We start from the raw sequence: 21,590 nt of genomic DNA on the forward strand, positions 1-21,590 counted from the left end.
CACGCAGGGTCGCCTCAAGCGCCGACGCCTGCACGGGCGTCGGCAACAGCTTCACCTGCACCACCAACTTCACAACCCCGGACCGTAGTACGACACCCGCACACACGACCGCCGTTCACCCGATGATCACCACCATGAGCGACCAGCAGGATGGTTGTTCGCATTCTCCGGCTCCGCCGAGCAGCCGTGCGGGCGCTACGCGCCCGGCAGAAAACAGATGCTGCGATGCTCCGCGTCGCAGCCACAGGAGGCGTTTCCTCCCCGACGTGAACGCCGGGGCATCCTCGCCAGAATCAGGTGAAGATGCTCAGCGGCGACGATTTCGAGCCGCGGTGGACCGTGGTCCCCAAGCGCGGCGACCCGGTCGTCGGCCTGGCGGACAACAACGACGTGCTCTTCGAGGACCGGCGCAGACAGCGGGAGACCGGGCACAGGGAGCTCTACGAGCCGATTCTGGCCCTCACACACTCCGGAACCCTCGTCACCCTGGCCGACCCCTACGCCGACCCCGACGACCCGCGAGGCAAGGAACCCGTACGAGTTATCGGCTCCAGCGATGTCGCCCAGCAGCCCTGCGCCGGGGAGCGAGAACTGCTCGCCGACAAGGTCTCCGGTACGGCCCTCGTGCTGTGCACTACGGACGAGCGCACACACGTCACGGCCGTCACCGGCTAGAACCGACCGCGGTGGTCACGTCAAGGACCAGCCCACCAGGCTCGCCACCGCGCCCAGGACACCAGCTCCGAGCAGGGCGCTGACGACGCTCGGCGGGCGGCAAGCAGCCAGAGGGCTGTGCGGTACTCCTGGGGGTTCACGCCGAACGCGCTCTTGAACGTAAGGCTGATATGGGCGGCGTCGGGAAGGCCGGCGGCAGCGGCGATCGCGCTGACCGGGCAGGTTCGGCGAGTAGGGTCGGTGAGGTCCCTGCGGCAGCGGTCCAGGCGCTGTTGCCGGATCCATCGGGTCACGGTCAGCCCTTCGGCGGTGAACAGTCGCTGCAGCGTGTGGGGCGAGGTGTGCACCGCTGCCGCCACCGCCGCCGGGCCGATGTCGGGATCGGGCAGATGCTCCTCGGTGTAAGCCTGCGCGCGGATGACCAGTGCGTGCTGCGCCGTGCGGCTGTCGAGCTGAGCGCGGTGGGAGGTGTGCTCGGCTGGCAGGCCGGTCATGAGGTCGATCATCGAGTCGGCGAAGAGCAGGGCCGACGTCGCGGACACCGAGCGCAGACGCAACGCATGCTCGGCAACTTTGAGCAAATGATCAGGCGGCTTACGCCGATCCGGCGTCGTCAGCAGTGGCGGGTGCGCTCTCGGCGGCGGCGCGCGTGGACGCCGCGACACCGGTGCGGGGCCGGGTCTCGACCGCGGGGGCCAGGAAGGCGGCGCAGGCGACGCAGGCGAGGACGGCGAGCATGGCGGGGCGGAGGCCGACGTGGTCGCCGAGGAAGCCGAGGCCGGGCGGTCCGACGAGGAAGGCGATGTAGCCGATGGTGGCGACCAGACTGACCCGGGCCGTCTCGTTGGGGCCGGATTCACCGGCGGCGGAGAGCGCGAGGGGAAAGCCGAGCGAGGCGCCCAGTCCCCACAACAGCACGGCGACGCCAGCGAGAACGGCGCTGTCCGAGACGACCACGACGAGCAAGCCGAGTGCGCCGACGACGGCGCTGGCGCGCACGACGGCGGTGCGGCCGAAGCGGTTCAGGAAGAATGTTCCAGTGAAGCGGCCCAGTGTCATCGCGGCCGCGAATCCGGCGTAGACGAGGGAGCCCGATGTGGCGTCCATGCCGTGTCCGTCGACCATGAGCAGCGGCAGCCAGTCGTTGGCCGATCCCTCGGACAATGCCATGGCCAGCACGATCGCGCCGATGAGGACGAGCCTCCCGTCCTTCCACACCGCCGGGTGCCGGCCATCGCTGTCGGCTTCCTGCGGCTGCCCGGGGGCGGCGCGGCCGGTGCCCGCCGGGACGGCGGGCATCGCGTAGAGGAAGAGCCCGACGGCCAGCAGGGTGACCGCCGCGAGGTGCCAGTGCACCGGCACCCCGGCCGCCGTCGCCGCCATGCCCGCACCGGCTCCGAAAACCGTGCCCAGACTGAAGCAGCCGTGCAATGCGGGCAGGGTGTTCACACCGCTGATCCGCTCGACGTCCGTGCCGTCGACGTTCACGGCCACATCGCCGGCGCCCATGCCGGCGCCGAAAGCGCACAGGCCCGCTGTCACCACCGGCACCGACGCGGCGAGACTGCCCACGCAGACCGTGGCCATCCCGACAATGAGCAGCCACGTCCCCCAGGCGATGACGGGCCGCGTCCCGAACCTGGACACCAGCCGCCCCGAACAGGTGATCCCCAGCATCGAGCCGAGCGACAGCCCGAACAGCACCAACCCCATCTGCCCGGTGGACACTTCCAGCCGGTCCCGGATCGCGGGCGTGCGCGTCACCCACGACGACATCGCAATCCCGGCAAGCAGAAAAAGCAGGAACAGCGCTCGACGGCGCCGACGCACGGCCTGGTCCATGAGAATGCTTCTCCGTGGGAACTGGGACGGCTGCTGACAGGCCAGGCATCGGCGCCCACCCGGCTTGGACAAATGTACATGCCTGTTCACGGCGGCAAGAAAGCACTTACGGAATGACGCAGAGCACCCCAGCAGCCCCCGTCCCCAATCGGCGGGACCGCATCCTCGACGCCGCGCTCGACGTGGTCTCCGAACAGGGCGCCATCCGAGTCACCTACCGCAAGATCGCGGCCGCCGCGGGCGTGCCGCTCGGCTCGGTCACCTACTACTTCGACGATCTGCATCAGCTGCTCACCGAGGCGTACACCCGCCTCGCCGAGGCCGTCTCCCAGCGCTACCGCGACCTGCTGGACGCGGCCCGCACCTCCGAGGAGGCCCAGGAGGCGGTCGTCGACATCGTCTGCGGCGAAGCATGGAGCAGCGAGCGTGATCCCCTCCTCACCTACGAGCTGTACGCCTTCGCGGCCCGAAACCCCGAACTGCGCACCGTCATGAGCAACTGGCTGCAGTCCAGCCGGGAGGCCCTGGCCCGGCACTTCGACCCGCTCACAGCCCGTGCCCTGGATGCCCTCGTCGAAGGCTTCGCGCTGCACAACTACTTCGACGCTTCCCCCACCAGCCGCGCCGACATCGCCGCGATCGTGCGGACCGTCGCCGAACGGCACAAGCACCCGGAGCCACATCCTTAGGACATGGTCCTCGACGGCTTGCGGGACGGGACAAGGCCTCGCCGAGTCAGAGGGCGGCAAGTTCGTCAGCAACGGCAGCACGGCAGCTGCGCGGTGGCCTGTTCGACGATCTCCCGCTGCGCGCGGACGACTAAGTGGTCTGCGCTGTTCTCTACTTTGCGTCCGTGATCTTGTTCGGCAACGTGGCGGTCTGCCCGACACTGCTGGCCTGCTGGCGGGTGGGCGGCGTGAATCGGCGGCCCGGCCGGCAAGGCCGGGCCAACCCAACCGATCCCGGATACCTTCGATGATGTCCGCTCCTGAGGAATGGACAGCTCAACTGCCTTCGTACATCGCGGAGATGGCGTCGGCTGGGTTGCGGATGACAACCGCCCGCTTACCTTCAAGTTGGGAGTCAGGTCTCCCCGCGCCAGGCTGAAGGACCTACCGCGCGCCACCAGGGTGAGGTACTCGACCGGCACCGCGGAGGCGAGATTGGGGCTGTGTGTGCTGAGGATGACCCGCACGGTGGGTGTCGATTGCTCGGCGCGTTCGCGCAGGAGTTGCATCACCCGATTTTGCAGCTGGGGGTGGAGCGCTCGAATCGATCTGGGAACGTCTCCGCGCCCGGCAACGTGCGCGCGACTCGGTCGCTGGTGTTTGCCCACGACGCATGGGCGGCGGCCCTGATCCGGTAACTCCTTGACGCGCCGCGCGTGTCGAGCCGCGCGGCCGGGAGACTACCGCTCCGGTCCCTTCCGGCCCCTGCGGGGGCGGCGGTCCAGCTCCTCCGAGTGTCAGCTACGGCCATCCGTGCGGGCAACCGGCCGCCGCCGTCCTCGGCGCAGGGTCTCCGTCATCCGCGTCGGCTTCCGCCCACACCGTGTCAACGTATTCTTCGACCGTGGCTGAGACCGAACTGATGCGGCTTCCCGACATGCCGCTGCACGATCCGTTCATCGTCGCCGACAACAAGACCCGCACCTACTACCTCTACACGTCCAACGACCCGTCCGTATCGGGCACGGACGGCATCGGCACGATGGTCTACCGCAGCCACGACTTGCGCGACTGGATGCCCCCGGTCGTGGTTTTCCTGGCCGCCGAGCAGAAAGGTATCTGGGCGACCGACGGTGGATGGGCGCCGGAGGTGCACGAATGGGATGGCAAATACTACCTGTTCACCACGCTACACAACCAGGAAAAACCGCTTCCGGTACCACCACCCAACCAATGGGGCACGCCGTTCCAGATCCCGAACTACATGCGCGGCACGATCACCGCCCTGTCCGACTCGCTGCTGGGTCCCTTCACCGCCATCGACCCAACACGCCCCACCCCGCCCGAAAACCTCATGACCCTCGACGGAACGCTCTACGTCGACCCGTCAGGGCAGCCCTGGATGGTGTACGCACACGAGTGGCTGCAGACCATCGACGGAACCATAGAAGCGATCCGGCTAACTCCGGACCTGTCCGGGACGATCGGAGATCCGGTCTTCCTGTTCAAGGCCTCGGACGCGTTCTGGATCAGCGAGCAGATCCCCAGCGGCATGCCGCATCAGCTCCCGCCCTACGTCACCGACGGCCCGCAGCTGTACCGCACCCCTGACGGGTCCTTGCTCATGCTGTGGTCGACGTACGAAAAGAACGTGGTCGGCCAGGACGGCACCATCGGCGGCGGCTATGTGCAGACCTATGCCGTCTCCAAGTCCGGCAACATCACAGGGCCGTGGCAACAGCACCGGCCCCTGGTCCGGAACGACAGCGGTCACGGCATGCTGTTCCATACCTTCGACGGCCAACTGATGATGGTCCTGCACCGCCCGTTCGACAACGCGCGGGGAAAGCTGTACGAGATCCAGCTCCTCGGTCACGAGCTACGGGTACTCCGCCAGCGCACCGACCTCGACGGTGGCGGATGACGCCGCATCTGTGTGACCGCTGGCTACCGCCGGCTGGACGTCGGGCTACTCATACACCGCGCTGTCGATCATGCGGAGCGCGTCCATCTTGCCGACCGACTCCCGGGAGGGCCGTAGTGCCCAGAATGGGGCTCGGGCTAGCTGCGTGATCACGCCACGACACCCTGGGCGCCGCAGCACGAGCTCAGGCCGAAAACCTCAGTAACGGGCGGCCGCCCGGAAGGTGTGCCGGTAGGTCTGCGGGGAGACCCCGATGGCGGCGTGCAGGTGCTGCCGCAGGGAGGCGCCGGTCGCGAAGCCGACCTGGCCGGCGATCTGGTCGACGGACAGGTCGCTGGACTCCAGCAGGTGGCGGGCCCGGGCGACACGTTGCTGGATGAGCCAGCGGCCGGGGCTCATGCCGACCTCGTCGTTGAAGCGGCGGGCGAAGGTGCGCAGGCTCATCCGGGCATGGCCGGCGAGCTCGGCCAGGGTGACCGGCTCGTCGAGGTGTTCCAGGGCCCAGGACCGGGTGGCGGCGGTGCTCGCGGCCCCGCTCTCGGGGACCGGCTGCTCGATGTACTGGGCCTGGCCGCCGTCCCGGAAGGGGGGTACGACGCAGCGGCGGGCGACGGCGTTGGCCAGTTCGCTGCCGTGGTCGGTGCGGACGATGTGCAGGCAGACGTCGACGCCGGAGGCGGCGCCGGCCGAGGTGAGGATCCGGCCGTCGTGGACGAACAGGACGTCGGGGTCGAGGTCGACGTGCGGGTAGCGGCGCCGGAACAGGTCGGCGACCTGCCAGTGCGTGGTGGCCCTGCGGTCGTCGAGGAGGCCTGCCGCGGCGAGGACGAAGGCGGCGGTGCAGATGGACACGATCCGCGCGTCGGGGCGGATCCGCGCGAGCGCGGCGGCGACGTCGGCGGGCAGCTCGGTGGGGATGTGCGGGGGCGCCATGGAGGCGACCACCACGGTGTCGGCCGTGGACAGGATCTCGGGCCCGTGCTCGACGCCGATGGTGAAGTCGGCGTTGGTGCGCACCGGTTGGCCGTCGACGCTGCAGGTCAAGACCTCGTAGCGGCCGTCGGCAGCGCCGAAGATGCGGCTGGGGATGCCCAGCTCGAAGGGGTAGACGCCGTCCAGGGCCAGCACCACGACCCGTTCCACCTGCCGTTCACCGCGCATGGCATGATCCTATCGAAGGTTGGCAATCATGCCATTTTCCCGCTCTGCGGCCTACGGCAGGCTGGTTCACCATGAGCACTGTGAACACCATGCGAGCCATCAGCCAGGACACCCTCGGCGGACCCGAGGTCCTGAAGGAAGTGGAGCTCCCGCGTCCCGAGCCGCGCACCAACGAGGTACTGGTCCGGGTGCGCGCCGCCGGAGTCAATCCGACCGACTGGAAGCACCGCGCGACCGGCGGTTTCCTGGGCGAGCCGCCCTTCGTGCTGGGCTGGGACGTCTCCGGCGTGGTCGAGGCCGTCGGGATCGGCGTCGCCCGCTTCGAGCCCGGCGACGAGGTCTTCGGGATGCTGTCCTATCCGTACGGCCACGGCTCGCACGCCGAGTACGTCACTGCCCCGGCGCGCGCCTTCGCGCACAAGCCGGCCTCGATCGAACACACGCAGGCGGGCGCGCTGCCGCTGGTCTCGCTGACCGCGTGGCAGGCGCTGGTGGAGTACGCCGACCTGCAGCCGGGCCAGCGGGTGCTGATCCACGCGGCGGCCGGCGGGGTCGGGCACGTGGCCGTGCAGATCGCCAAGGCGCGGGGCGCGTATGTGATCGGTACGGCGAGCGCGGGCAAGCACGAGTTCTTGCGCGGGATCGGCGCGGACGAGGCGATCGACTACCGGGAGACGGACTTCGCCGAGGCCGTGAAGGACGTCGACGTCGTCCTGGACACGATCGGCGGCGACTACTCGACGCGCTCGCTGCGCGTGCTGCGGCCGGGCGGACTCGTGGTGTCGATCCTGCCGGTGGGTTCGAACGACTTCTACGAGGAGGCCGAGCGGCTGGGTGTCCGGGCGCTGCGGATGCTCGTGGACGCCTCGCACAGCGGTATGAAGGCGATCGCGGCGCTGGTGGAGGCGGGGAAACTGCGCGCCACGATCGCCGGCACCTTCCCGCTGGCCGATGCCGCCGAGGCACACAGGCTCGGCGACACCGGCCGGACCACGGGAAAGCTGGTCCTGACGATCGACTGACGGACTGTCAGAGGATGAGCACGGGGGCTTGATCGCCTTGCCCACGCCCATGTCCCGCACCGCCTGGTCGATGTCCGCGACGACGACCGCACGCTCTGCGCGGCGGTCAGGCTGTGCACGACGGTGTGCAGCCGGCCGCCTTCGCCGAGGCCGGCTGTCTGCCCCTGTCGCAGCCCTGCGAAGTGGTGGCATCCGTCAGGTCTCGGAGTCGTGCCGTCCCGAGTGGAACGGCTCGCAAGCGGTTCGCTGCGGTGCACGCCTCCCCGCCGTTGCGCATCTTGGCGATCATCGCGCCGGCGACCGCCTGATCGATGTCCGCGTCCTGCAGCACGATGAACGGAGCGTTGCCGCCCAGCTCCATCGAGGAACTGAGGACGCGGTCGGCTGCCGAGTGCAGCAGCTTGATCCCTACCTCGGTGGACCCCGTGAACGACCCTTCCGGACTGCCGGGTTGGCCAGCAGGGAGTCGACGATCTGCCCCGACCGGTGGGTGGGGAAACGCTGCGGAGGCATCCCCGGGCTCCTCGCTGCCGCCCAACTCGTCCAGTCCACCGTTGCGGCCTTGCTCCCCGGCTCCTGACCGGGCCAGCACCGTCACGATTGACGAGCAAGCCTGGGCTCCAGCAACTCCAGTGCCTCCTCCCATTTAAGGCGGTCGGCTCCGCCGCCAACCTTGGGCCGGTACGGCTCGTAGGAGCCGATCAGGACGCCCATGTCCGCAGCCGTTCCAGGCTCTCTGCGGGCCGTCACGCCCTCGACTACCCCGCGGACCCGGCGCCCCTTGGAGCAGGCGACGGCGGCGCGGACGAGTGCTTCCCGGTTTCGGCCCGCCGGCAATCGGCCGAGCCGATGCGCATCTCCACAAGACGAAGTGTTGCCTGAGGTATTGACGCGCTCCGTGAGTCTCCTATTATCCATGACGGTCCGAATAATCGATCGGTATTCGAAATATCGAACAGTTATTCCGGCCCCTTCGTACGAGCCGCACGAACAGGTACCGCGGCGCCGCATGATTCGCACCGGCAACTCAACCGCATGCCACCGTGCCGGACTGTCTCGGGCTGCCCACCCGGACAAACACGAACAGCACCTACTGATCCAACCCTACGAGCGAGCGCGACATGGGAGCGCTCCCAACAAATAAGGGGAGGTGGTTGCACAGCGCTGACTGTCGAGCGATTCACCCAAATCTCCTGATACGCACCAGCTATAGCCAATGAGGATTCGATGGTCACTGGCAAGAAGGCACGGTTCCGCATAACACGGCGATGGCGACGAGGGATGGTTGGCGTCGTGATGACGGCTCTGCTCGCCAGCCTGTGTGTCGCCATCAGCGCGGCGCCGGCATCGGCGGCGACGGTCGACGTCAACTCGTGGTACGTACTCGTCAACCGCAACAGCGGCAAGGCGATGGACGTCACCAATCGCAATGCCGACAACGGAGTGGGGATCCAGCAGTACTCCCGCAACGACGGTGCGTGGCAGCAGTGGCGCTTCGTCGACGCGGGCAACGGTTACTACCGGCTCCGGTCCCGCTTCACCGGCAAGGTGCTCGATGTGTCGGCAGCGTCGACGGCGGACGGCGCCCGCATCCAGCAGTGGGACGACGCCAACGCCGCCAACCAGCAGTTCAGCCTCGCCGACTCGTCCGGCGGCTACGTTCGCCTGATCAACCGCAACAGCGGCAAGGCGGTCGAGGTCACGAACGCATCCGCGTCCGACGCGGCGGCTGTCGACCAGTACACCGACTCGGACGGGACCAACCAGCAGTGGCAGCTGGTGAAGGTCGGCACCGTCTCCAACTCGCTTCCCTCGACGTTTTCCTGGGTGTCCACCGGCGTTCTGGCCAGTCCGCAGTCGGACGCGTCGCACAACCTCGCCTCGATCAAGGATTTCTCGGTCATCCGCTACAACGGCAAGTACCACGTCTACGCCACCACGGCGAACACATCGGGAAGCTGGAGCCTGGAGTACTTCAACTTCGACAAATGGGCCAACGCCTCCTCCGCGACGCAGCGCTACCTGGACTCCTCGGCCATCGGCACGCGGTACGCGGCGGCACCACAGGTTTTCTACTTCGCCCCGCAGAATCTCTGGTACATGGTCTACCAGACCGGCCCGCCCACGTACTCGACCACGACCGACCCGTCGGACCCGACCTCGTGGTCCGCGCCCAAGACGTTCATCGCCTCGGAACCCGCGGTCGTGACACAGAACAAGGGCACCGGGGGATGGATCGACTTCTGGACCATCTGCGACACCTCGAACTGCTACCTGTTCTTCAGCGACGACAACGGCCACCTCTACCGCGCCCAGACGACGCTGGCGAACTTCCCCAACGGGTTCGGCAACACCACGATCGTCATGACCGACTCCAAGTACAGCCTCTTCGAGGCATCGAACGTGTACAAAGTCTCCGGCACCAACCAGTACCTCCTGCTCGTCGAGGCCATCGGGGCGAACGGCCGGTACTTCCGGTCCTGGACGTCCAACAGCCTCACCGGCACCTGGACCCCGCTGGCATCCACGGAAGGCTCTCCGTTCGCCGGCAAGGCCAACGTCTCGTTCAACGGATCCGCGTGGACGAACGACATCAGCCACGGGGAGATGGTCCGTTCAAGCAATGACCAGACACTGACCATCGACCCCTGCCATCTGCAGTACGTCTACCAAGGGCGCGACCCGAACTCCAGCGGCGACTACTCGCAGCTGCCCTACCGGATGGGCCTGCTCACCCAGGCGAACTCGAACTGCTGAAGCGCGGCGGCTGAAACACCCCTGTGCTCCCGCACCTCGCGGCGCGGGAGCACAGCAGTCAAGTCTCACCCCATGAACGACATCCAAGCCGCGGCGACCTCCGCTGACCGCCCGCGCCCAACACCGCGTCACCACGGTGGGCGTCGGCGTGACCGGCCGGCAGGAGCTCCCAGCGGCCATGAGGTTCCTCACTCACCACGGCAGGGCCACATCGCCGTCATCCGTCACGTCGCCGACGCTTGGTCACGTCACACAAGCAGAGCGATTCACATGTCCTTTTTCAACGAAGAGCACAGCCGCCGCAAGGCGCTCACCACAGCCACCGGCCTGATCGTGGGAGCCGCCTTACCCGTCGCATCGACCACCCGCGCCGCCGCGTCCACCCCCACCACGGCGCAGCCTCACCCAGCCGCTGCCGCGCAGTTCACGAACCCCGTGATCTGGCAGGACTTCGCGGACATCGACATCATCCGCGTGGGCCACACGTACTACTACTCGGCCTCGACGATGCACTATTCGCCGGGGGCGCCCATCCTCCGCTCGTACGACCTGGTCAACTGGGAGTTCGCCGGACACTCGGTGCCGGTCCTGGACTTCGGGTCCAAGTACGACCTCAACGGCGCCCGCGGCTACGTCAGGGGCATCTGGGCGTCGTCGCTCGCCTACCGACCGAGCAACAGGACGTTCTACTGGCTCGGCCAGATCGACTTCGCCAAGACGTACATCTACACCGCCGCCGCCGTCGAGGGCCCCTGGAGCAGACTCACGACGCTCGACAACGTGTACTACGACGCCGGACTGCTCGTCGACGATGACGACACCCTGTACGTGGCGCACGGCAACACCACCATCAGCGTGGCTCAGCTCTCCCCGGACGGGCGCAGCCAGGTGCGCGCACAACAGGTGTTCAGCACGCCGTCCAGTGTCGGCATTGAACCTGCGACCCCTTGACCCCCAGTCAAGTACGCGATCTTGGTTTGAAGACCTGAACTGCCGCTGCTCGCAATACAGCGCAGTCCATAGCCCGTATCCAGCTCCTGACGTCCACTCACCGCCTTGACTGCCTCCTACGACGCCGTAGATGGAAAGCGCCGGACTGTAGAGCAACTCAAGGCTTCTCGGTACCGTGCGCGAGAATCGCTCGCGGTCCCTGGCAACGACACTGTTTTGCGCGCGGGTTCTGGGGGTCCGGATGATACGTGTAGTGGACGGCCTGTCAGCAGCAAGCGCAGCCGCACTGGCGGCTTGGAGGAGTCTGCCCTGAAGCTCGACGTCGCTCGCGGTCGGATCCGGTCCGCCGCACCATTCACCGCGCGATCGGCCAAGGCGTGACGCTACTTGACATCGCCGAGATCTACGGCCCCTTCGTCAATGAGGAACTCGTCGGCAAGGCCATCGCCGGTCGACGCGACGATGTGGTGCTCGCCACGAAGTTGGGGCAACTGAACCACAGGAACACCACGGCGACGGCGGAGACCGTTGGGACTGTCCGCATCCGGGACAGCAGTCCGGAGAACATTCAGTTGGCGGTGGAGGGTTCGCTCCGTCGCCTCGGGACCGATCACATCGATCTCTACTACCAGCACCAGCCAGACCCGAAGACGCCGATCAAGGACACGATGGGCGCCCTCGCCAAGCTCGTGACCCAAGGCAAATCGTGTCATTACCGGCCGGGCTGGGCCGTTCGGGCGGGTTCGGCGGCTGCGTCGCCCGGCCAGGTGCGAGCCAGCCGGTCGCCGCTATGAGCCCTCTGCCGCGATTGTAACCTTCCGGCCCGTGCGTGCCGCCTCTCGGATCTGCTCCAGCATCTGGTGCCGCCGGACCGCATGCCGGAAGTCCGGAACGCCCTCCGCCTCCGGCGCGAGGTCCCCGGTGATCTCCTCGCGAAGCAACGCATATTCGTGGGCGACGTTGTAGGCGGGCTCAGCCGATCGCTCCGCGAACTGCGGCAGCAGCCTGTCGTAGCGTTGGGGAACCGGCAGTTCGGTCAGGCGGGCGTCGCCGCCTCGGGCGCCGTACAGCCGCAGCCGCCCCATCCACAGGTTATGGTCGGCCTCGACCACGAGGTCGCCCTCCGTGCCGTTGATCTCCCAGTGGAAGCTGGTAGCGCGGGATGTGCCGCCGCGGAAGTGCACCGAGGCCACCGCACCCGACTCCAGCACGCCGGTGACGGCGATCTGATCCTCGGCGGTCTTGGCCGCGACGCCCCCGGTCGTCGCGTGAGTGACCTCGGGACGCAGGTTCGCGATCTGTGCCGATACCTCGCCGAACTCACCCAGCACCATGGTCAGCGCGTCGACCGAGTGCCCAAAGGGAATCGACAGCAGCGTCGCGCCGTTCGCGGCATCCAGCAGGTAGGCACCGCTGTCATCGTACGTGGCCCCCCAGGCGCCGCCCGACCCCAGCATGCTGGTCGACAGCACCCGACCCACGTACCCGTCTGCGACCAGGTCCCGGAGATAGCGCAGCGGTGGAGCGGACCGGGCCTGTAGACCGACGGCGGTACGCAGCCCCTTCTGCTCTGCAAGGTCGGCCAGCTCCTCTGCCTGCGCAAGATCGGCACCGAGCGGCCACTCGCTGAGCACCATCTTCCCCGCCTCGAGTGCGGGTCGGATGAGCTCCAGGTGGTGCGGAACCTTGACCGTCACAACTACGAGATCGACGTCGTCGCAGCGGACCAGTTCCTCCGCGCTGCCGAAGGTAAGCGGCACCGCGTACTTCTCGCCGGCCGCACGCGCAGACGCACTGCTGCTGGCGCTGAGGGCCCGCAGCTCATACCCGTCCAGCGCAGCGAGCGCAGGCACATGGGCAGTGGCCGCCCACCCGCCGGTCGCACTCAGTCCGACGACACCGACACCAATCGGCCTACCGGCGGGAGAAGCTGAAGTCATGCGGAAGTCCTTATGGTCGCACCCCGCCTGCTCACTCACGTCAAGCGGAAGGACTTCCACCGTAACCCATGTTCACATTGATGCGAACATGCGCTGGCGCGGGCCACCAGCGATGTCACACTGTTCCAGGCGTCCGGTGACACTGCAGGGCCTCTCGGCCTGTCGGGGATACTGAACCCATGGCCAGCCGTACCACCTCGCCCCTGCTCCATCCCGCCACTGCAGACCTCAATCTGTTCGCGGTGATGGCGGCCCTGAGCGATCCCGTGCGGCTGAGCATCGTCCTCACCCTGAGCCGCCAGTCCGAGGTCTTTTGCGGTTCCTTCGAGCTCCCGGTGAACAAGTCGGCGGCCAGCCGCCACTTCCGCGTCTTGCGAGAGGCGGGAGTGATCCACCAGCGCGACGAAGGCACACGCCGCATGAACACCCTCCGCCGCGCAGACTTGGACGCCCGTTTCCCCGGCCTCCTCGACCTGGTGATCCAGGAAGGAGCGCAGCACGAGGAACGGAACTCCGGGCGCACGTAAGCACCGGCAAACCGGACGCTTGCGGCAAGGGCCTGCCGTGCCGACCTGCGGGGAACCGCCTCAAAGCAATCGAGCGAGACATCGAAGTGGCCTGAGAGCTGGGGACGTTCGCTCGTACTCAACTGGGAAGAGAAGGTCGCACGCCGACAATCAGGCCTTCGCCGGGGCCGCACCGGTCACCCGGGCGTCCGGAAGAAGCGTCGCGGTCCTCGCCGCGGGGCCAAGAACCAGCGCCTGGCCTCAGCCGGCTACCTCTGGATCATGTCGCGCTGCTGTCCTGGAGATCCTGGCGCTGCGCCATCAGATCACCGTCCTGTAGCGGCAACTCGGAAAGGAGAGGCCGCGGTTCCACCCGAGCGATCGAGCATTCCTCGCAGCGCTGCTGCACCAGCACCCGATGGACGCGCTGCGCAGGGTGCGGCTGCTGGTGCGCCCGGACACGGTGCTGCGCTGCACCGCGATCTGCTCGCACGCCGCCACGCGGCCCGGTCACGGCCCAAGCGCCCAGGCCGACCACGGAGCGCGCGTTCGATTCGCACACTGGTACTCCGCCTGGCACGGGAGAATCCTAGCTGGGGATACCGCCGTCTCCACGGCGAACTGCTCGTCCTTGGGGCCAAGGTGGCCGCGTCCACCGTATGGGAGATGTTGAAGGAGGCCGGGATCTACCCGGCACCCGAGCGCGCCTCCGGCACCTGGGCGGACATCCTGCGCTCCCAACGGAGGCTCTGCTCGCATGCGACTTGCATCGCGAACACCCGGCCGCCACACCCCTTGCCCACACCGATTGCCGATCCCGATGAGATAGCCCGCCTCGGCATACGCCGACGCGAACGACTCGGCGGCATCCTGACCGAGTACCAACATGCGGCGTGAACAGCATGGAAGGGGTTTCCGGCAAGCGCACCGTCGGCAACTTGTTCTTCGGCCATCGTGCCAACGAATGCACCTGGGTCGCCGAACCCGCGCACGCCTCGGACGAGAATTCCCCGGCGCCGGATCCGATCCGGATCACCGCCAAAGAAGCGTGCGGCCGCTGTTCCTCGTCCGTCGTGGTAATCGCGACCAAGCTCGTCGGGAAGTGCCCCAGTACACCGCGGAACTGCCGCCCGGTGATCACGTCCGTCGCAGGGGGCCTGCCGCGTTGTCACTCATTAGGCCTCCTCCTCCCTCACCTGCCGGTGTCAGATCAGAACCCGCATCGACTCGGGAAGCTCCAGTCCCACCTGCGCCAGGGCGTTCGCGTGGTACGCCACGCCGGGCACGTGAATCATGTGCTGGAGTCCCACGTGGGCGTCCCGCCAGTACCGCTGCAGCGGGTTGTTGCGCCGGATCGCGTTTTCGCCAGAGCGGGCGAAGATCTCGTCCAGCGCGGACACCGCACGCCACGCGCAACGCACCTGGTTGCGGCGGATGTTCGACAGGTCCTCGAGGGTGGCCAGCTTGCGTCCGGGTCCTCACCCCAGACCTCCTGCGCAAGCCGCCGGCCCATCTGGGCCAGCTCCCACGGGTGGACTCCCACGATGCCGCTGACCCATACCGCTGCGCCGTCGTGACGTGCCACCGCCATTACCGCTTCGGTGTAGTCCCGAGGATGCGCGGCGTACCCGCCGAACTCATTTGGGCTGCAGGAGCCGGATCACTCCCGCCGAGCGGAGCAGGGCGACGGTCCGGTCGCTCAACTTCCCCAACTGCTCGTTCTCTTCGGCGAGCGCGGCCAGCTCGGGCCTGATTTTCTCGATGCGGTCGACCACTTCCTACACCACTCCGCACACCTCCTGCATGCCGGTGAATCACGTGCGCCGCGCCAGGCAGCTCGATCGCCTCATTGTCGATACGGGTTCACGGCGGCCGCCGAACGCCTTCCGCTGACCGGAACAGAGAGTCCGAACCCAACCGAGGTGTACGGGACGGGAATTCATGCCTCCGGAGCGCGGTTCGCCGCCCAAGAGGCCGCTTGCCGCAGGTACTCCCGGTATCCCGACCCGGCGGCCGAGACGACCGCGGCCACCTCGTCCGGTTCGGTGTCCAGGCACAGCTGCACCAGGACGTGCGGGCCGTCCGGCAGCAACAGGGCGGCCGCCGGCCGCTCGTCGAGCATTCCGACGTTCTCGGCCACCCGGAACGACGCAGCGAACGTCTTCGGCGCCTCGCCCGACACCGCAGCAGCGACATGGCAGTTGATCCCGAAGGCCAGGTCGGCCATGAGGGCCAGGATCCTCTCCACGACGAGCCCGGTCGCCGGGTCGCCATCCAGACAGGCGCGGTCCACCGGTCCGAGGGCGTCGAGCTGCGCGAGCGACCGGCGCATCGTGATGAGCCGGTGCTCGATCGATCCCCGGTCCGGGCCCGGCCCCATGCCTCGCCCGTTTCCGCGGGGAACCACCTGGTCGGAATGGGTCATGATCCGCTCCACTGTCGCGCCGCCCTCTCACCCGATGCCATGTCGAACCGTCCTGCCGAGAAGGGTCCACGACATCCTCCGGCCGTCGTCGCCGGCATTCCGTCTGCCGGGATACGCGATGGACGCCCCCGAGCTGCCCCGTGGAGAGTCGCTCTCCGTACCGGTCCGCAGCGGGTGACACAGCACCATGCCGCCGCGCGACGCCCTGCAACGGGACTAGGGGGTCCGGAATGCGGTCGTTGAGCGATCTCTTCCGCAACTTCATGCAGCTCGGATACGTGACGGACGACATCGGCGCCGCGGCCTCGTACCTCGAGTCGAGGCTGGGCACGGTGGAGTGCGTCCGGCACTACAAGTCGTCACTGGGCGGCGGCAGCCTCCCGGCCGTCGGCGGCCCGCGGTCCACCTTCGTCGTGGTGGACGACAGGCCGGTCAAGGAATGGATCATCGACGTCGCCCTGGTCAACGCCGGGCCGACCAATCTGGAGATCATCCGCCCGGTCGGCGGCGCCGTCGATCTGTACCGGGACGCCGTCCGGCCGGGAGTGCCGGCGACTCTGCACCATCTGGGCTTCCGGGTCGACGACTTCGACGAGGCCACCGCGATCGTGACCGCCAGTGGCAGGAGCTGGAAGCAGTACGGCGACAGTGGCGCCATCCGCTTCGGGTATCTCGACATGACCGCCGAACTGGGCCATTACGTCGAGATCATGGAACTCGACGAGGCGGGCGCCGAAGGATTCGCACAACTCGAGGCGGCGTCCGATGCCGGCCGGCACTGAAGTGGGAGGAGCCATCATGAGCGGCGAAGAATCGGCCGATTCCTACGACGTCGTCGTCGTCGGGTCGGGCGCGGGGCTCGTCGGCGCGTACACCGCGGCGGCGCGCGGGCTGCGCACGCTGGTCATCGAGAAGACGGAGTATGTCGGCGGGACGACGGCCTACTCCGGCGCCGGGATCTGGCTGCCGGGCAACGCCGCCGAGCGGCGGGCTGGCATCAAGGACGGTCCCGACATCGCCCGCCCCTACCTGGACGCGATCGTCGGCGACGACGCCCCGACCTCGTTGCGGGACGCCTTCCTGCAGGCGGGGCCCCGCATGATCGACGAACTGGAGGACAACCCGCGCTTCGGCCGGTTCGTCTGGCGGGGGGTGCCCGACTATTTCGCCGACCGGCCGGGGAGCCTGCCGCAGGGACGCACCATCTTCCCCCAGGACATCGAGCGCAGCGCCCTCGGCGATCTGGAGCCGCTGGTCCGCAGGCCGCTGTGGACCGAGCGCTGGGGCGTGGCCCCCGGCCCGATGATGACCGGAGGGCAGGCCCTCGTCGGCCGCGCGCTGCTCGCGCTCCACGAGACCGGCAACGGCACGGTATTGACCAACACTTCACTGGAGCGACTCCTCCTCGAGGACGGCACCATCGTCGGCGTCGAGGCCCTGCACGACGGCCAACGGGTGACGTTCCGCGCCCGCCGGGGCGTGCTCCTCGCGGCCGGCGGATACGAGCGCGGCGGTGCGCTGCGCCAGCAACTCCAGGGCGGGTTCGGCGACCACTGGAGCCAGGGCTGTGCCGGAAACACCGGCGCCGCCCTCCGCGCCGGCATCGAGGCCGGGGCAGCCACCGACCTGCTCGAGGAGGCGTGGTTCGCACCCGGCCTTGTCGTCCCTCATGCGCGCCCGGTGTTCTACACGTCGGTGTGGAGCGGCATCTGGGTCAACGCCGCAGGGCAGCGCTACATGAACGAGCGTCTCCCCTACGACCGGGCAGGCCACGAGATGCTCCGGGCCCACATGACCTCGGACGTGTCGCACATCCCCACGCACTGGGTGTTCGACCAGCGTCAGATCGACAACGAACGGGCCTTCGCGTCGCTGCCGGTCGACCCCCAGGTCCCGGGATGGTTCGACGTCGAGAAGCTCGTCGCCGCGGGCGTCCTGAAGCGTGCCGACACGCTCGAGGAGCTCGCGGAACTGATCGGCGTGCCCGCCGACGCGCTCCTGGCGAGCGTGGAGCGGTTCAACGGCTGTGCCCGCAGCGGCAAGGACGAGCAGTTCGGCCGCGGCGAGGATCCCTGGGACCTCATGATCACCCAGATCGCAGGCTCCCACACCGACGGGCCCAATCCCTGCCTCGGTGTGATCGACCGGCCGCCGTTCTACGCGGCCACGATCGTGCTGTCCGACCTGGGCACCAAGGGCGGCCTCCGGACGGACGAGAACGCACGCGTCCTGCGCCCCGACGGTTCCGTGATCACCGGCCTGTACGCGTCGGGGAACACGATGGCCCCGATGTCCGGCCGGGTCTACCCGGGCGCGGGGGTGCCTGTCGGCTCGTCGATGGCGTTCTCCTACATCGCCGCCCTCGACATGGTTGGCGAAGGCCGGTAGTGCCCCGGCCCGGCGCCCCCTGGTGAAGCTCCGCCCGAAAGGGCGCCGGTCGCTCAGGCGGCCTCGCTGGAGTGCCCGGGGAAGAGCTTGGCTGCGGGGTCCAGGGCGACCGCCGCATTGTTGAGGGCGGTCGCAACCTCCCCGAAGCCGACGGACATCAGGCGGATCTTGCCGGGGTACGCGGTGATGTCGCCGGCGGCGCAGACCCGGTCGACGGTGGTGCGCATCCGGGTGTCGACGACGATGGTGCGCCGCTCAAGCCGCAGCCCCCAGTCGGCCAAGGGCCCCAGGTCGCCGACGAAGCCGAGCGCCGCCACCACCGCATCGGCCTTCACCTCCCTGAGCTGCTCCTCCCTCTCGTGCCGCAGACGCACCCGGCGCAGCCGCTCGTCGCTCTCCAGGGCCTGGACCTGGGCGCCGGTGACGACCTCTACACCGCTGTCGTACAGCTGCCGCACGCTCGCCGCGTGGGCCCGGAAGGTGCCGCGCCGGTGCACCAGGGTCACCGAGCGGGCGATCGGATGCAGGGCGAGCGCCCGGTCGACCGCGCTGTCCCCGCCGCCGACGACGACCACGTCCTGGCCCGCGTGCTCCTTCGGCTCCGGCACGAAGTAGCTCAGGCCGCGCCCCAGGAACTCCTCCCCGGCAGGGAGGAGGCGTGGGGTGAAGGCGCCGATCCCGGCCGTCAGGAGGACCGCGCCCGCGTCTACGGTGGTGCCTTCGGAGAGGGTGACTTGCGGGCGTCCGCCGGACGCGCGGGCGAGCCCGACCGCCTGTCGGCCGAGCAGATATTCCGGGCCGTATGCGTCGGCCTGTTCCTCGAGCGCGGCGACGACGTCGCGTCCCGGGGCCCCGGGGACCGCGGCGATGTCACGGATCTCCTTCCCCGGGTAGAGCGCCGTGATCTGGCCGCCGCACTGCGGCTGCGCGTCGACCAGGACGGTGCGCAGCCCGCGGAAACCCGCGCAGTAGGCGCCGAACAGCCCGACCGGGCCGGCGCCGACGATGAGGATGTCTGTGGAGACGTTCTCGCTCATGGGCCGGCCTCCCGGGAGTGGTCTGGAACGTTGCGGAGAGCGCGGGCGCCCCGCCCTGCGCCGGACGAGGCGCCCAGCAGTGCTCAGGCCTTCGGCGTCCCGGCCGGCGCGACGGTGCCGGTACCGGTGTCGTCCCCGGCGGCAGCGTCGGCGGGCGGGCGGCCGTCGACGGTGAACTCCTCCACCTCCTCCCCGGGGCGTTCCCGCAGCAGCGTCACGCCGACGAGGAGCACGACGATCGCGAACACCGCCGAGAACAGCAGCCAGTTGCGGAACCCCTGCTCGGCGTAGACCACGCCGCCGCCCGGGGTGACGGAGGCGTACTGCGCCAGCACCGAGAACATGACGACGGGCAGGACCGCCGAGAACCCGGTCTGGCAGAGCTGGACGGTGCCGGCGGTCGAACCCTGGTCGCCGGCGGGCGTCGCCCGCATCACGAGACCGGGCACGGAAGCAGTTGCCAGGCCGCCCCCGATCCCGACGGCCAGGGCGCCGACGAGAAGGTCGCCGAAGGTGTCGTTGCGCAGGGCCAGCAGGGTGGTGCCCGTCGCCCACGCAGCGAGAGCGACGGTCAGGAACAGCCGCGGGTTCCGGCCCCGGGCGACCAGGACGCCGAGCAGCAGTCCGGAGGTGACCGTCACCAGTGCCTTGGGCGTCTCGATGAAGGCGTACTCCAGCGTGGTCAGCCCGAGCCCGTACGTACCCCCGGCCTCGCGCGGGGTCATGGCGAGCAGAGGGATGAGCTGGAAGGTCGACGCGGAGACGGCGTAGGCGGTCGCACTGGCGATCGCGACGAACAGCAGCGGTTTCCGGCGGAACAGCGAGAGCTTGACGATCGGCTCCGGCGCACGGCGCGTGTTCCGGAAGAAGAGCGCCAGCAGCACGGCCCCGCCCAGCAGAAGACCCATGCCGGTCGCCGACGCCCATCCCCACGACCTGCCCATGCTCGCGTAGAGCAGGACCGCGAGGACACCGGCGGTGAGCAGCAGGCCGCCGAGAACGTCCGGGCGGGCCCTGCGGCGCAACGCGGATTCCGGCGTGGTCAGCCGGATCGCCGCGCACAGCCCGAGCGTCCAGACCGCGTCGAACCAGAACATCCCGCGGAAGCCCGCGGTCGCGATGATCCATCCGAGCAGCAGCGGGGAGATCAAGGAGAAGGCTCCCATCCCGGTGACGGTGATGCTGGCCGCGAAGACGGCCTGACGCGGCGGGTAGACATCGCGGATGAAGGAGGGGATCAGCGAGAGCGTCGCCAGGATGGGGCCCTGCAGCGCCCGTCCCACCACCATGACGCCGAAGCTGGGCGCCAGTGCGCAGACGACGGCGCCGGCGCCCGAGACGAGCATGGTGATCAGCAGGACCCGTCGTTTGCCGTACAGGTCGGCCGCCTTGCCCAGCAGCGGGGCGCAGACCGCTCCGGCCAGGAAGTAGACGGTGGTCAGCCAGCCGCCCTGGGTCGTCGGGAACTCCCTGAGGATGCTCGGGAGGCCGATCGCGACCATGCTGGCGCCGAGAGCCAGCGCCTCGAGGACCATGGCCAGGAAGACCGTCGACAGGACGAGCCGTGCCGTCCAGTCCTGCCCGGCGGCGGGGCCGCTCCCGTTCGCTGCGTGGGGTGGTTCCGTCATTGGAGCCCTCCAACGGGATAAGAGAGAGGCGGTCGGCCACACGTCGCGCGCCAGCCGCCCGCGGGGACATACGGATGTGCAGGGGACCGCACCGAACGGCGTCCGGGACGACGCCCGTTCGTACTCGCCGCATCCCGCCGCCCTGCCTCGCTCGGCTTCGGCAGCGGGAGGCCTGTCGAAGCTACGACGGGCGCGATCCGCGCCGTGGGCTCGGATTCCGTCTGATGGGACGGGCGATGGACGATCAAGGACGCCGCGTGGAGAGTCGTCGGGAACAGCTGTCTCAGATGTCCGCACGTCGTGAAGTCCCCGGAGCGTTCCGTGGACGAGGAGGTCGGGATCGTGAGCGATGAAGTGCGGGTGTGGATCGATCAGAATCTCTGCACCGGTGACGGTCTGTGCGTCCAGTACGCGCCGGAGGTCTTCGAGTTCGGCGACGACGGTCTCGCCTACGTCAAGGACCGCGCCGACGGGGAACTGCTGACGGCCGAGGGCTCGCAGACCGATGTCCCCGAGAAGTTGCGCCTGGACGTGATCGACGCAGCCGACGGGTGCCCCGGCAACTGCATTCACGTAGTGCGGCGCGACGACGGGGTCGAGGTCGCCGGCCCTGACGCGGCCTGACGTCGCCCGACGCCCATCCGGAGCCGCACGCAGGACGAGTGG

At 68.7% G+C, this 21,590-nt stretch carries 19 protein-coding genes and 5 pseudogenes; 13 read left to right on the forward strand and 11 right to left on the reverse strand.

Annotated features, from left to right (window positions below):
* The first annotated feature begins 303 nt into the window (after positions 1 to 303).
* Entirely contained in the window at positions 304 to 675 is a 372-nt protein-coding gene (locus tag ABT009_RS44575; protein ID WP_351308229.1) for a hypothetical protein, read from the forward strand.
* Between the two features lie 20 nt (positions 676 to 695).
* Here the strand turns inward: ABT009_RS44575 and ABT009_RS44580 are convergent, their stop codons facing one another.
* Complete coding sequence (locus ABT009_RS44580; RefSeq protein ID WP_351308232.1) at positions 696 to 1,256, reverse strand: helix-turn-helix domain-containing protein; 561 nt, start codon at positions 1,254 to 1,256, stop codon at positions 696 to 698.
* A gap of 13 nt (positions 1,257 to 1,269) precedes the next feature.
* On the reverse strand, positions 1,270 to 2,517 hold the full coding sequence (locus ABT009_RS44585; RefSeq protein WP_351308235.1) for an MFS transporter: 1,248 nt from the start codon (positions 2,515 to 2,517) through the stop codon (positions 1,270 to 1,272).
* A gap of 113 nt (positions 2,518 to 2,630) precedes the next feature.
* Between ABT009_RS44585 and ABT009_RS44590 the strand changes: the two genes are divergently transcribed.
* Both ABT009_RS44590 and ABT009_RS44595 read left to right on the forward strand, forming a co-directional pair.
* Positions 2,631 to 3,206, forward strand: a complete 576-nt coding sequence (locus ABT009_RS44590) for a TetR/AcrR family transcriptional regulator (protein ID WP_351308238.1) — start codon at positions 2,631 to 2,633, stop codon at positions 3,204 to 3,206.
* 901 nt (positions 3,207 to 4,107) lie between these two features.
* The gene (locus ABT009_RS44595; protein ID WP_351308297.1) at positions 4,108 to 5,109 is read left to right on the forward strand and encodes a glycoside hydrolase family 43 protein; all 1,002 of its coding nucleotides are present in this window, start codon (positions 4,108 to 4,110) and stop codon (positions 5,107 to 5,109) included.
* A 198-nt stretch (positions 5,110 to 5,307) separates the two neighbouring features.
* Here ABT009_RS44595 and ABT009_RS44600 read toward each other — a convergent pair whose 3' ends face one another.
* Entirely contained in the window at positions 5,308 to 6,270 is a 963-nt protein-coding gene (locus tag ABT009_RS44600; RefSeq protein ID WP_351308241.1) for a GlxA family transcriptional regulator, read from the reverse strand.
* 71 nt (positions 6,271 to 6,341) lie between these two features.
* Between ABT009_RS44600 and ABT009_RS44605 the strand changes: the two genes are divergently transcribed.
* A complete protein-coding gene (locus tag ABT009_RS44605; protein WP_351308244.1) occupies positions 6,342 to 7,292 on the forward strand; it encodes an NADP-dependent oxidoreductase in 951 nt (316 codons plus the stop codon).
* A 106-nt stretch (positions 7,293 to 7,398) separates the two neighbouring features.
* Here the strand turns inward: ABT009_RS44605 and ABT009_RS44610 are convergent, their stop codons facing one another.
* On the reverse strand, positions 7,399 to 7,938 hold the full coding sequence (locus tag ABT009_RS44610; RefSeq protein WP_351308247.1) for an aldehyde dehydrogenase family protein: 540 nt from the start codon (positions 7,936 to 7,938) through the stop codon (positions 7,399 to 7,401).
* A pseudogene (locus ABT009_RS44615) lies at positions 7,887 to 8,029 on the reverse strand (flavoprotein); the annotation flags it as partial. The gene ABT009_RS44610 and the pseudogene ABT009_RS44615, both read right to left, overlap by 52 nt.
* 559 nt (positions 8,030 to 8,588) lie before the next feature.
* Here ABT009_RS44615 and ABT009_RS44620 point away from each other — a divergent pair.
* The 3 genes and pseudogenes from ABT009_RS44620 to ABT009_RS44630 form a co-directional block, all read left to right on the forward strand.
* Positions 8,589 to 10,049, forward strand: coding sequence for a non-reducing end alpha-L-arabinofuranosidase family hydrolase (locus ABT009_RS44620; RefSeq protein ID WP_351308300.1), 1,461 nt, complete (start codon positions 8,589 to 8,591; stop codon positions 10,047 to 10,049).
* A 270-nt stretch (positions 10,050 to 10,319) separates the two neighbouring features.
* Positions 10,320 to 10,979 (forward strand): annotated as a pseudogene (locus ABT009_RS44625) (family 43 glycosylhydrolase); the annotation flags it as partial.
* A gap of 356 nt (positions 10,980 to 11,335) precedes the next feature.
* A pseudogene (locus ABT009_RS44630) lies at positions 11,336 to 11,785 on the forward strand (aldo/keto reductase); the annotation flags it as partial.
* Positions 11,786 to 11,788: 3 nt separating this feature from the next.
* On the opposite strand, the gene ABT009_RS44635 reads toward ABT009_RS44630, so the two are convergent.
* Positions 11,789 to 12,940 carry a Gfo/Idh/MocA family oxidoreductase gene (locus tag ABT009_RS44635; RefSeq protein ID WP_351308253.1) on the reverse strand — a complete coding sequence of 384 codons (1,152 nt, stop codon included), beginning with the start codon at positions 12,938 to 12,940 and terminating at the stop codon, positions 11,789 to 11,791.
* A gap of 179 nt (positions 12,941 to 13,119) precedes the next feature.
* Between ABT009_RS44635 and ABT009_RS44640 the strand changes: the two genes are divergently transcribed.
* The 3 genes and pseudogenes from ABT009_RS44640 to ABT009_RS44650 all read left to right on the forward strand — a co-directional run.
* Positions 13,120 to 13,467 (forward strand): ArsR/SmtB family transcription factor, encoded by a 348-nt coding sequence (locus ABT009_RS44640; protein WP_351308256.1) that lies wholly within the window; start codon positions 13,120 to 13,122, stop codon positions 13,465 to 13,467.
* A 397-nt stretch (positions 13,468 to 13,864) separates the two neighbouring features.
* Positions 13,865 to 14,210, forward strand: a pseudogene (locus ABT009_RS47645) (integrase); the annotation flags it as partial.
* 168 nt (positions 14,211 to 14,378) lie between these two features.
* Positions 14,379 to 14,495, forward strand: a pseudogene (locus ABT009_RS44650) (DNA cytosine methyltransferase); the annotation flags it as partial.
* Positions 14,496 to 14,651: 156 nt separating this feature from the next.
* On the opposite strand, the gene ABT009_RS44655 reads toward ABT009_RS44650, so the two are convergent.
* The 3 genes from ABT009_RS44655 to ABT009_RS44665 all read right to left on the reverse strand — a co-directional run bounded on the left by ABT009_RS44655 (position 14,652) and on the right by ABT009_RS44665 (position 15,871).
* On the reverse strand, positions 14,652 to 14,909 hold the full coding sequence (locus tag ABT009_RS44655; RefSeq protein WP_351308302.1) for an acyl-CoA dehydrogenase family protein: 258 nt from the start codon (positions 14,907 to 14,909) through the stop codon (positions 14,652 to 14,654).
* A 174-nt stretch (positions 14,910 to 15,083) separates the two neighbouring features.
* Positions 15,084 to 15,221 (reverse strand): hypothetical protein, encoded by a 138-nt coding sequence (locus tag ABT009_RS44660; protein ID WP_351308260.1) that lies wholly within the window; start codon positions 15,219 to 15,221, stop codon positions 15,084 to 15,086.
* 164 nt (positions 15,222 to 15,385) lie between these two features.
* A complete protein-coding gene (locus ABT009_RS44665) occupies positions 15,386 to 15,871 on the reverse strand; it encodes a hypothetical protein (protein WP_351308262.1) in 486 nt (161 codons plus the stop codon).
* Between the two features lie 239 nt (positions 15,872 to 16,110).
* Here ABT009_RS44665 and ABT009_RS44670 point away from each other — a divergent pair, with 239 nt between their 5' ends.
* Together ABT009_RS44670 and ABT009_RS44675 are read left to right on the forward strand one after the other, a co-directional pair.
* Positions 16,111 to 16,653, forward strand: a complete 543-nt coding sequence (locus ABT009_RS44670; RefSeq protein WP_351308264.1) for a VOC family protein — start codon at positions 16,111 to 16,113, stop codon at positions 16,651 to 16,653.
* A gap of 16 nt (positions 16,654 to 16,669) precedes the next feature.
* On the forward strand, positions 16,670 to 18,259 hold the full coding sequence (locus tag ABT009_RS44675) for an FAD-dependent oxidoreductase (protein ID WP_351308267.1): 1,590 nt from the start codon (positions 16,670 to 16,672) through the stop codon (positions 18,257 to 18,259).
* 53 nt (positions 18,260 to 18,312) lie between these two features.
* On the opposite strand, the gene ABT009_RS44680 is transcribed toward ABT009_RS44675, so the two are convergent.
* Positions 18,313 to 19,296: an NAD(P)/FAD-dependent oxidoreductase gene (locus ABT009_RS44680; protein WP_351308270.1), complete on the reverse strand. Its 984-nt coding sequence runs from the start codon at positions 19,294 to 19,296 to the stop codon at positions 18,313 to 18,315.
* Positions 19,297 to 19,379: 83 nt separating this feature from the next.
* Positions 19,380 to 20,924, reverse strand: a complete 1,545-nt coding sequence (locus ABT009_RS44685) for an MFS transporter (protein WP_351308272.1) — start codon at positions 20,922 to 20,924, stop codon at positions 19,380 to 19,382.
* Positions 20,925 to 21,266: 342 nt separating this feature from the next.
* On the opposite strand from ABT009_RS44685, the gene ABT009_RS44690 reads away from it, so the two are divergent.
* Positions 21,267 to 21,548: a ferredoxin gene (locus ABT009_RS44690; RefSeq protein ID WP_351308274.1), complete on the forward strand. Its 282-nt coding sequence runs from the start codon at positions 21,267 to 21,269 to the stop codon at positions 21,546 to 21,548.
* Positions 21,549 to 21,590 lie beyond the last annotated feature (42 nt).

It is taken from the genome of Streptomyces sp. NPDC002896, from assembly GCF_040295225.1.
In the GTDB taxonomy this organism is placed as follows: Bacteria; Actinomycetota; Actinomycetes; order Streptomycetales; family Streptomycetaceae; genus Streptomyces.

Bases quoted from the DNA above. Each gene is read 5' to 3' on its own strand.
- ABT009_RS44575 (WP_351308229.1), top strand. From the start codon at position 304: ATGCTCAGCGGCGACGATTTCGAGCCGCGGTGGACCGTGGTCCCCAAG.
- ABT009_RS44585 (WP_351308235.1), bottom strand. From the start codon at position 2,517: ATGGACCAGGCCGTGCGTCGGCGCCGTCGAGCGCTGTTCCTGCTTTTT.
- ABT009_RS44590 (WP_351308238.1), top strand. From the start codon at position 2,631: ATGACGCAGAGCACCCCAGCAGCCCCCGTCCCCAATCGGCGGGACCGC.
- ABT009_RS44595 (WP_351308297.1), top strand. From the start codon at position 4,108: ATGCGGCTTCCCGACATGCCGCTGCACGATCCGTTCATCGTCGCCGAC.
- ABT009_RS44600 (WP_351308241.1), bottom strand. From the start codon at position 6,270: ATGCGCGGTGAACGGCAGGTGGAACGGGTCGTGGTGCTGGCCCTGGAC.
- ABT009_RS44605 (WP_351308244.1), top strand. From the start codon at position 6,342: ATGAGCACTGTGAACACCATGCGAGCCATCAGCCAGGACACCCTCGGC.
- ABT009_RS44610 (WP_351308247.1), bottom strand. From the start codon at position 7,938: ATGGGAGGAGGCACTGGAGTTGCTGGAGCCCAGGCTTGCTCGTCAATC.
- ABT009_RS44620 (WP_351308300.1), top strand. From the start codon at position 8,589: ATGACGGCTCTGCTCGCCAGCCTGTGTGTCGCCATCAGCGCGGCGCCG.
- ABT009_RS44635 (WP_351308253.1), bottom strand. From the start codon at position 12,940: ATGACTTCAGCTTCTCCCGCCGGTAGGCCGATTGGTGTCGGTGTCGTC.
- ABT009_RS44640 (WP_351308256.1), top strand. From the start codon at position 13,120: ATGGCCAGCCGTACCACCTCGCCCCTGCTCCATCCCGCCACTGCAGAC.
- ABT009_RS44665 (WP_351308262.1), bottom strand. From the start codon at position 15,871: ATGACCCATTCCGACCAGGTGGTTCCCCGCGGAAACGGGCGAGGCATG.
- ABT009_RS44675 (WP_351308267.1), top strand. From the start codon at position 16,670: ATGAGCGGCGAAGAATCGGCCGATTCCTACGACGTCGTCGTCGTCGGG.
- ABT009_RS44680 (WP_351308270.1), bottom strand. From the start codon at position 19,296: ATGAGCGAGAACGTCTCCACAGACATCCTCATCGTCGGCGCCGGCCCG.
- ABT009_RS44685 (WP_351308272.1), bottom strand. From the start codon at position 20,924: ATGACGGAACCACCCCACGCAGCGAACGGGAGCGGCCCCGCCGCCGGG.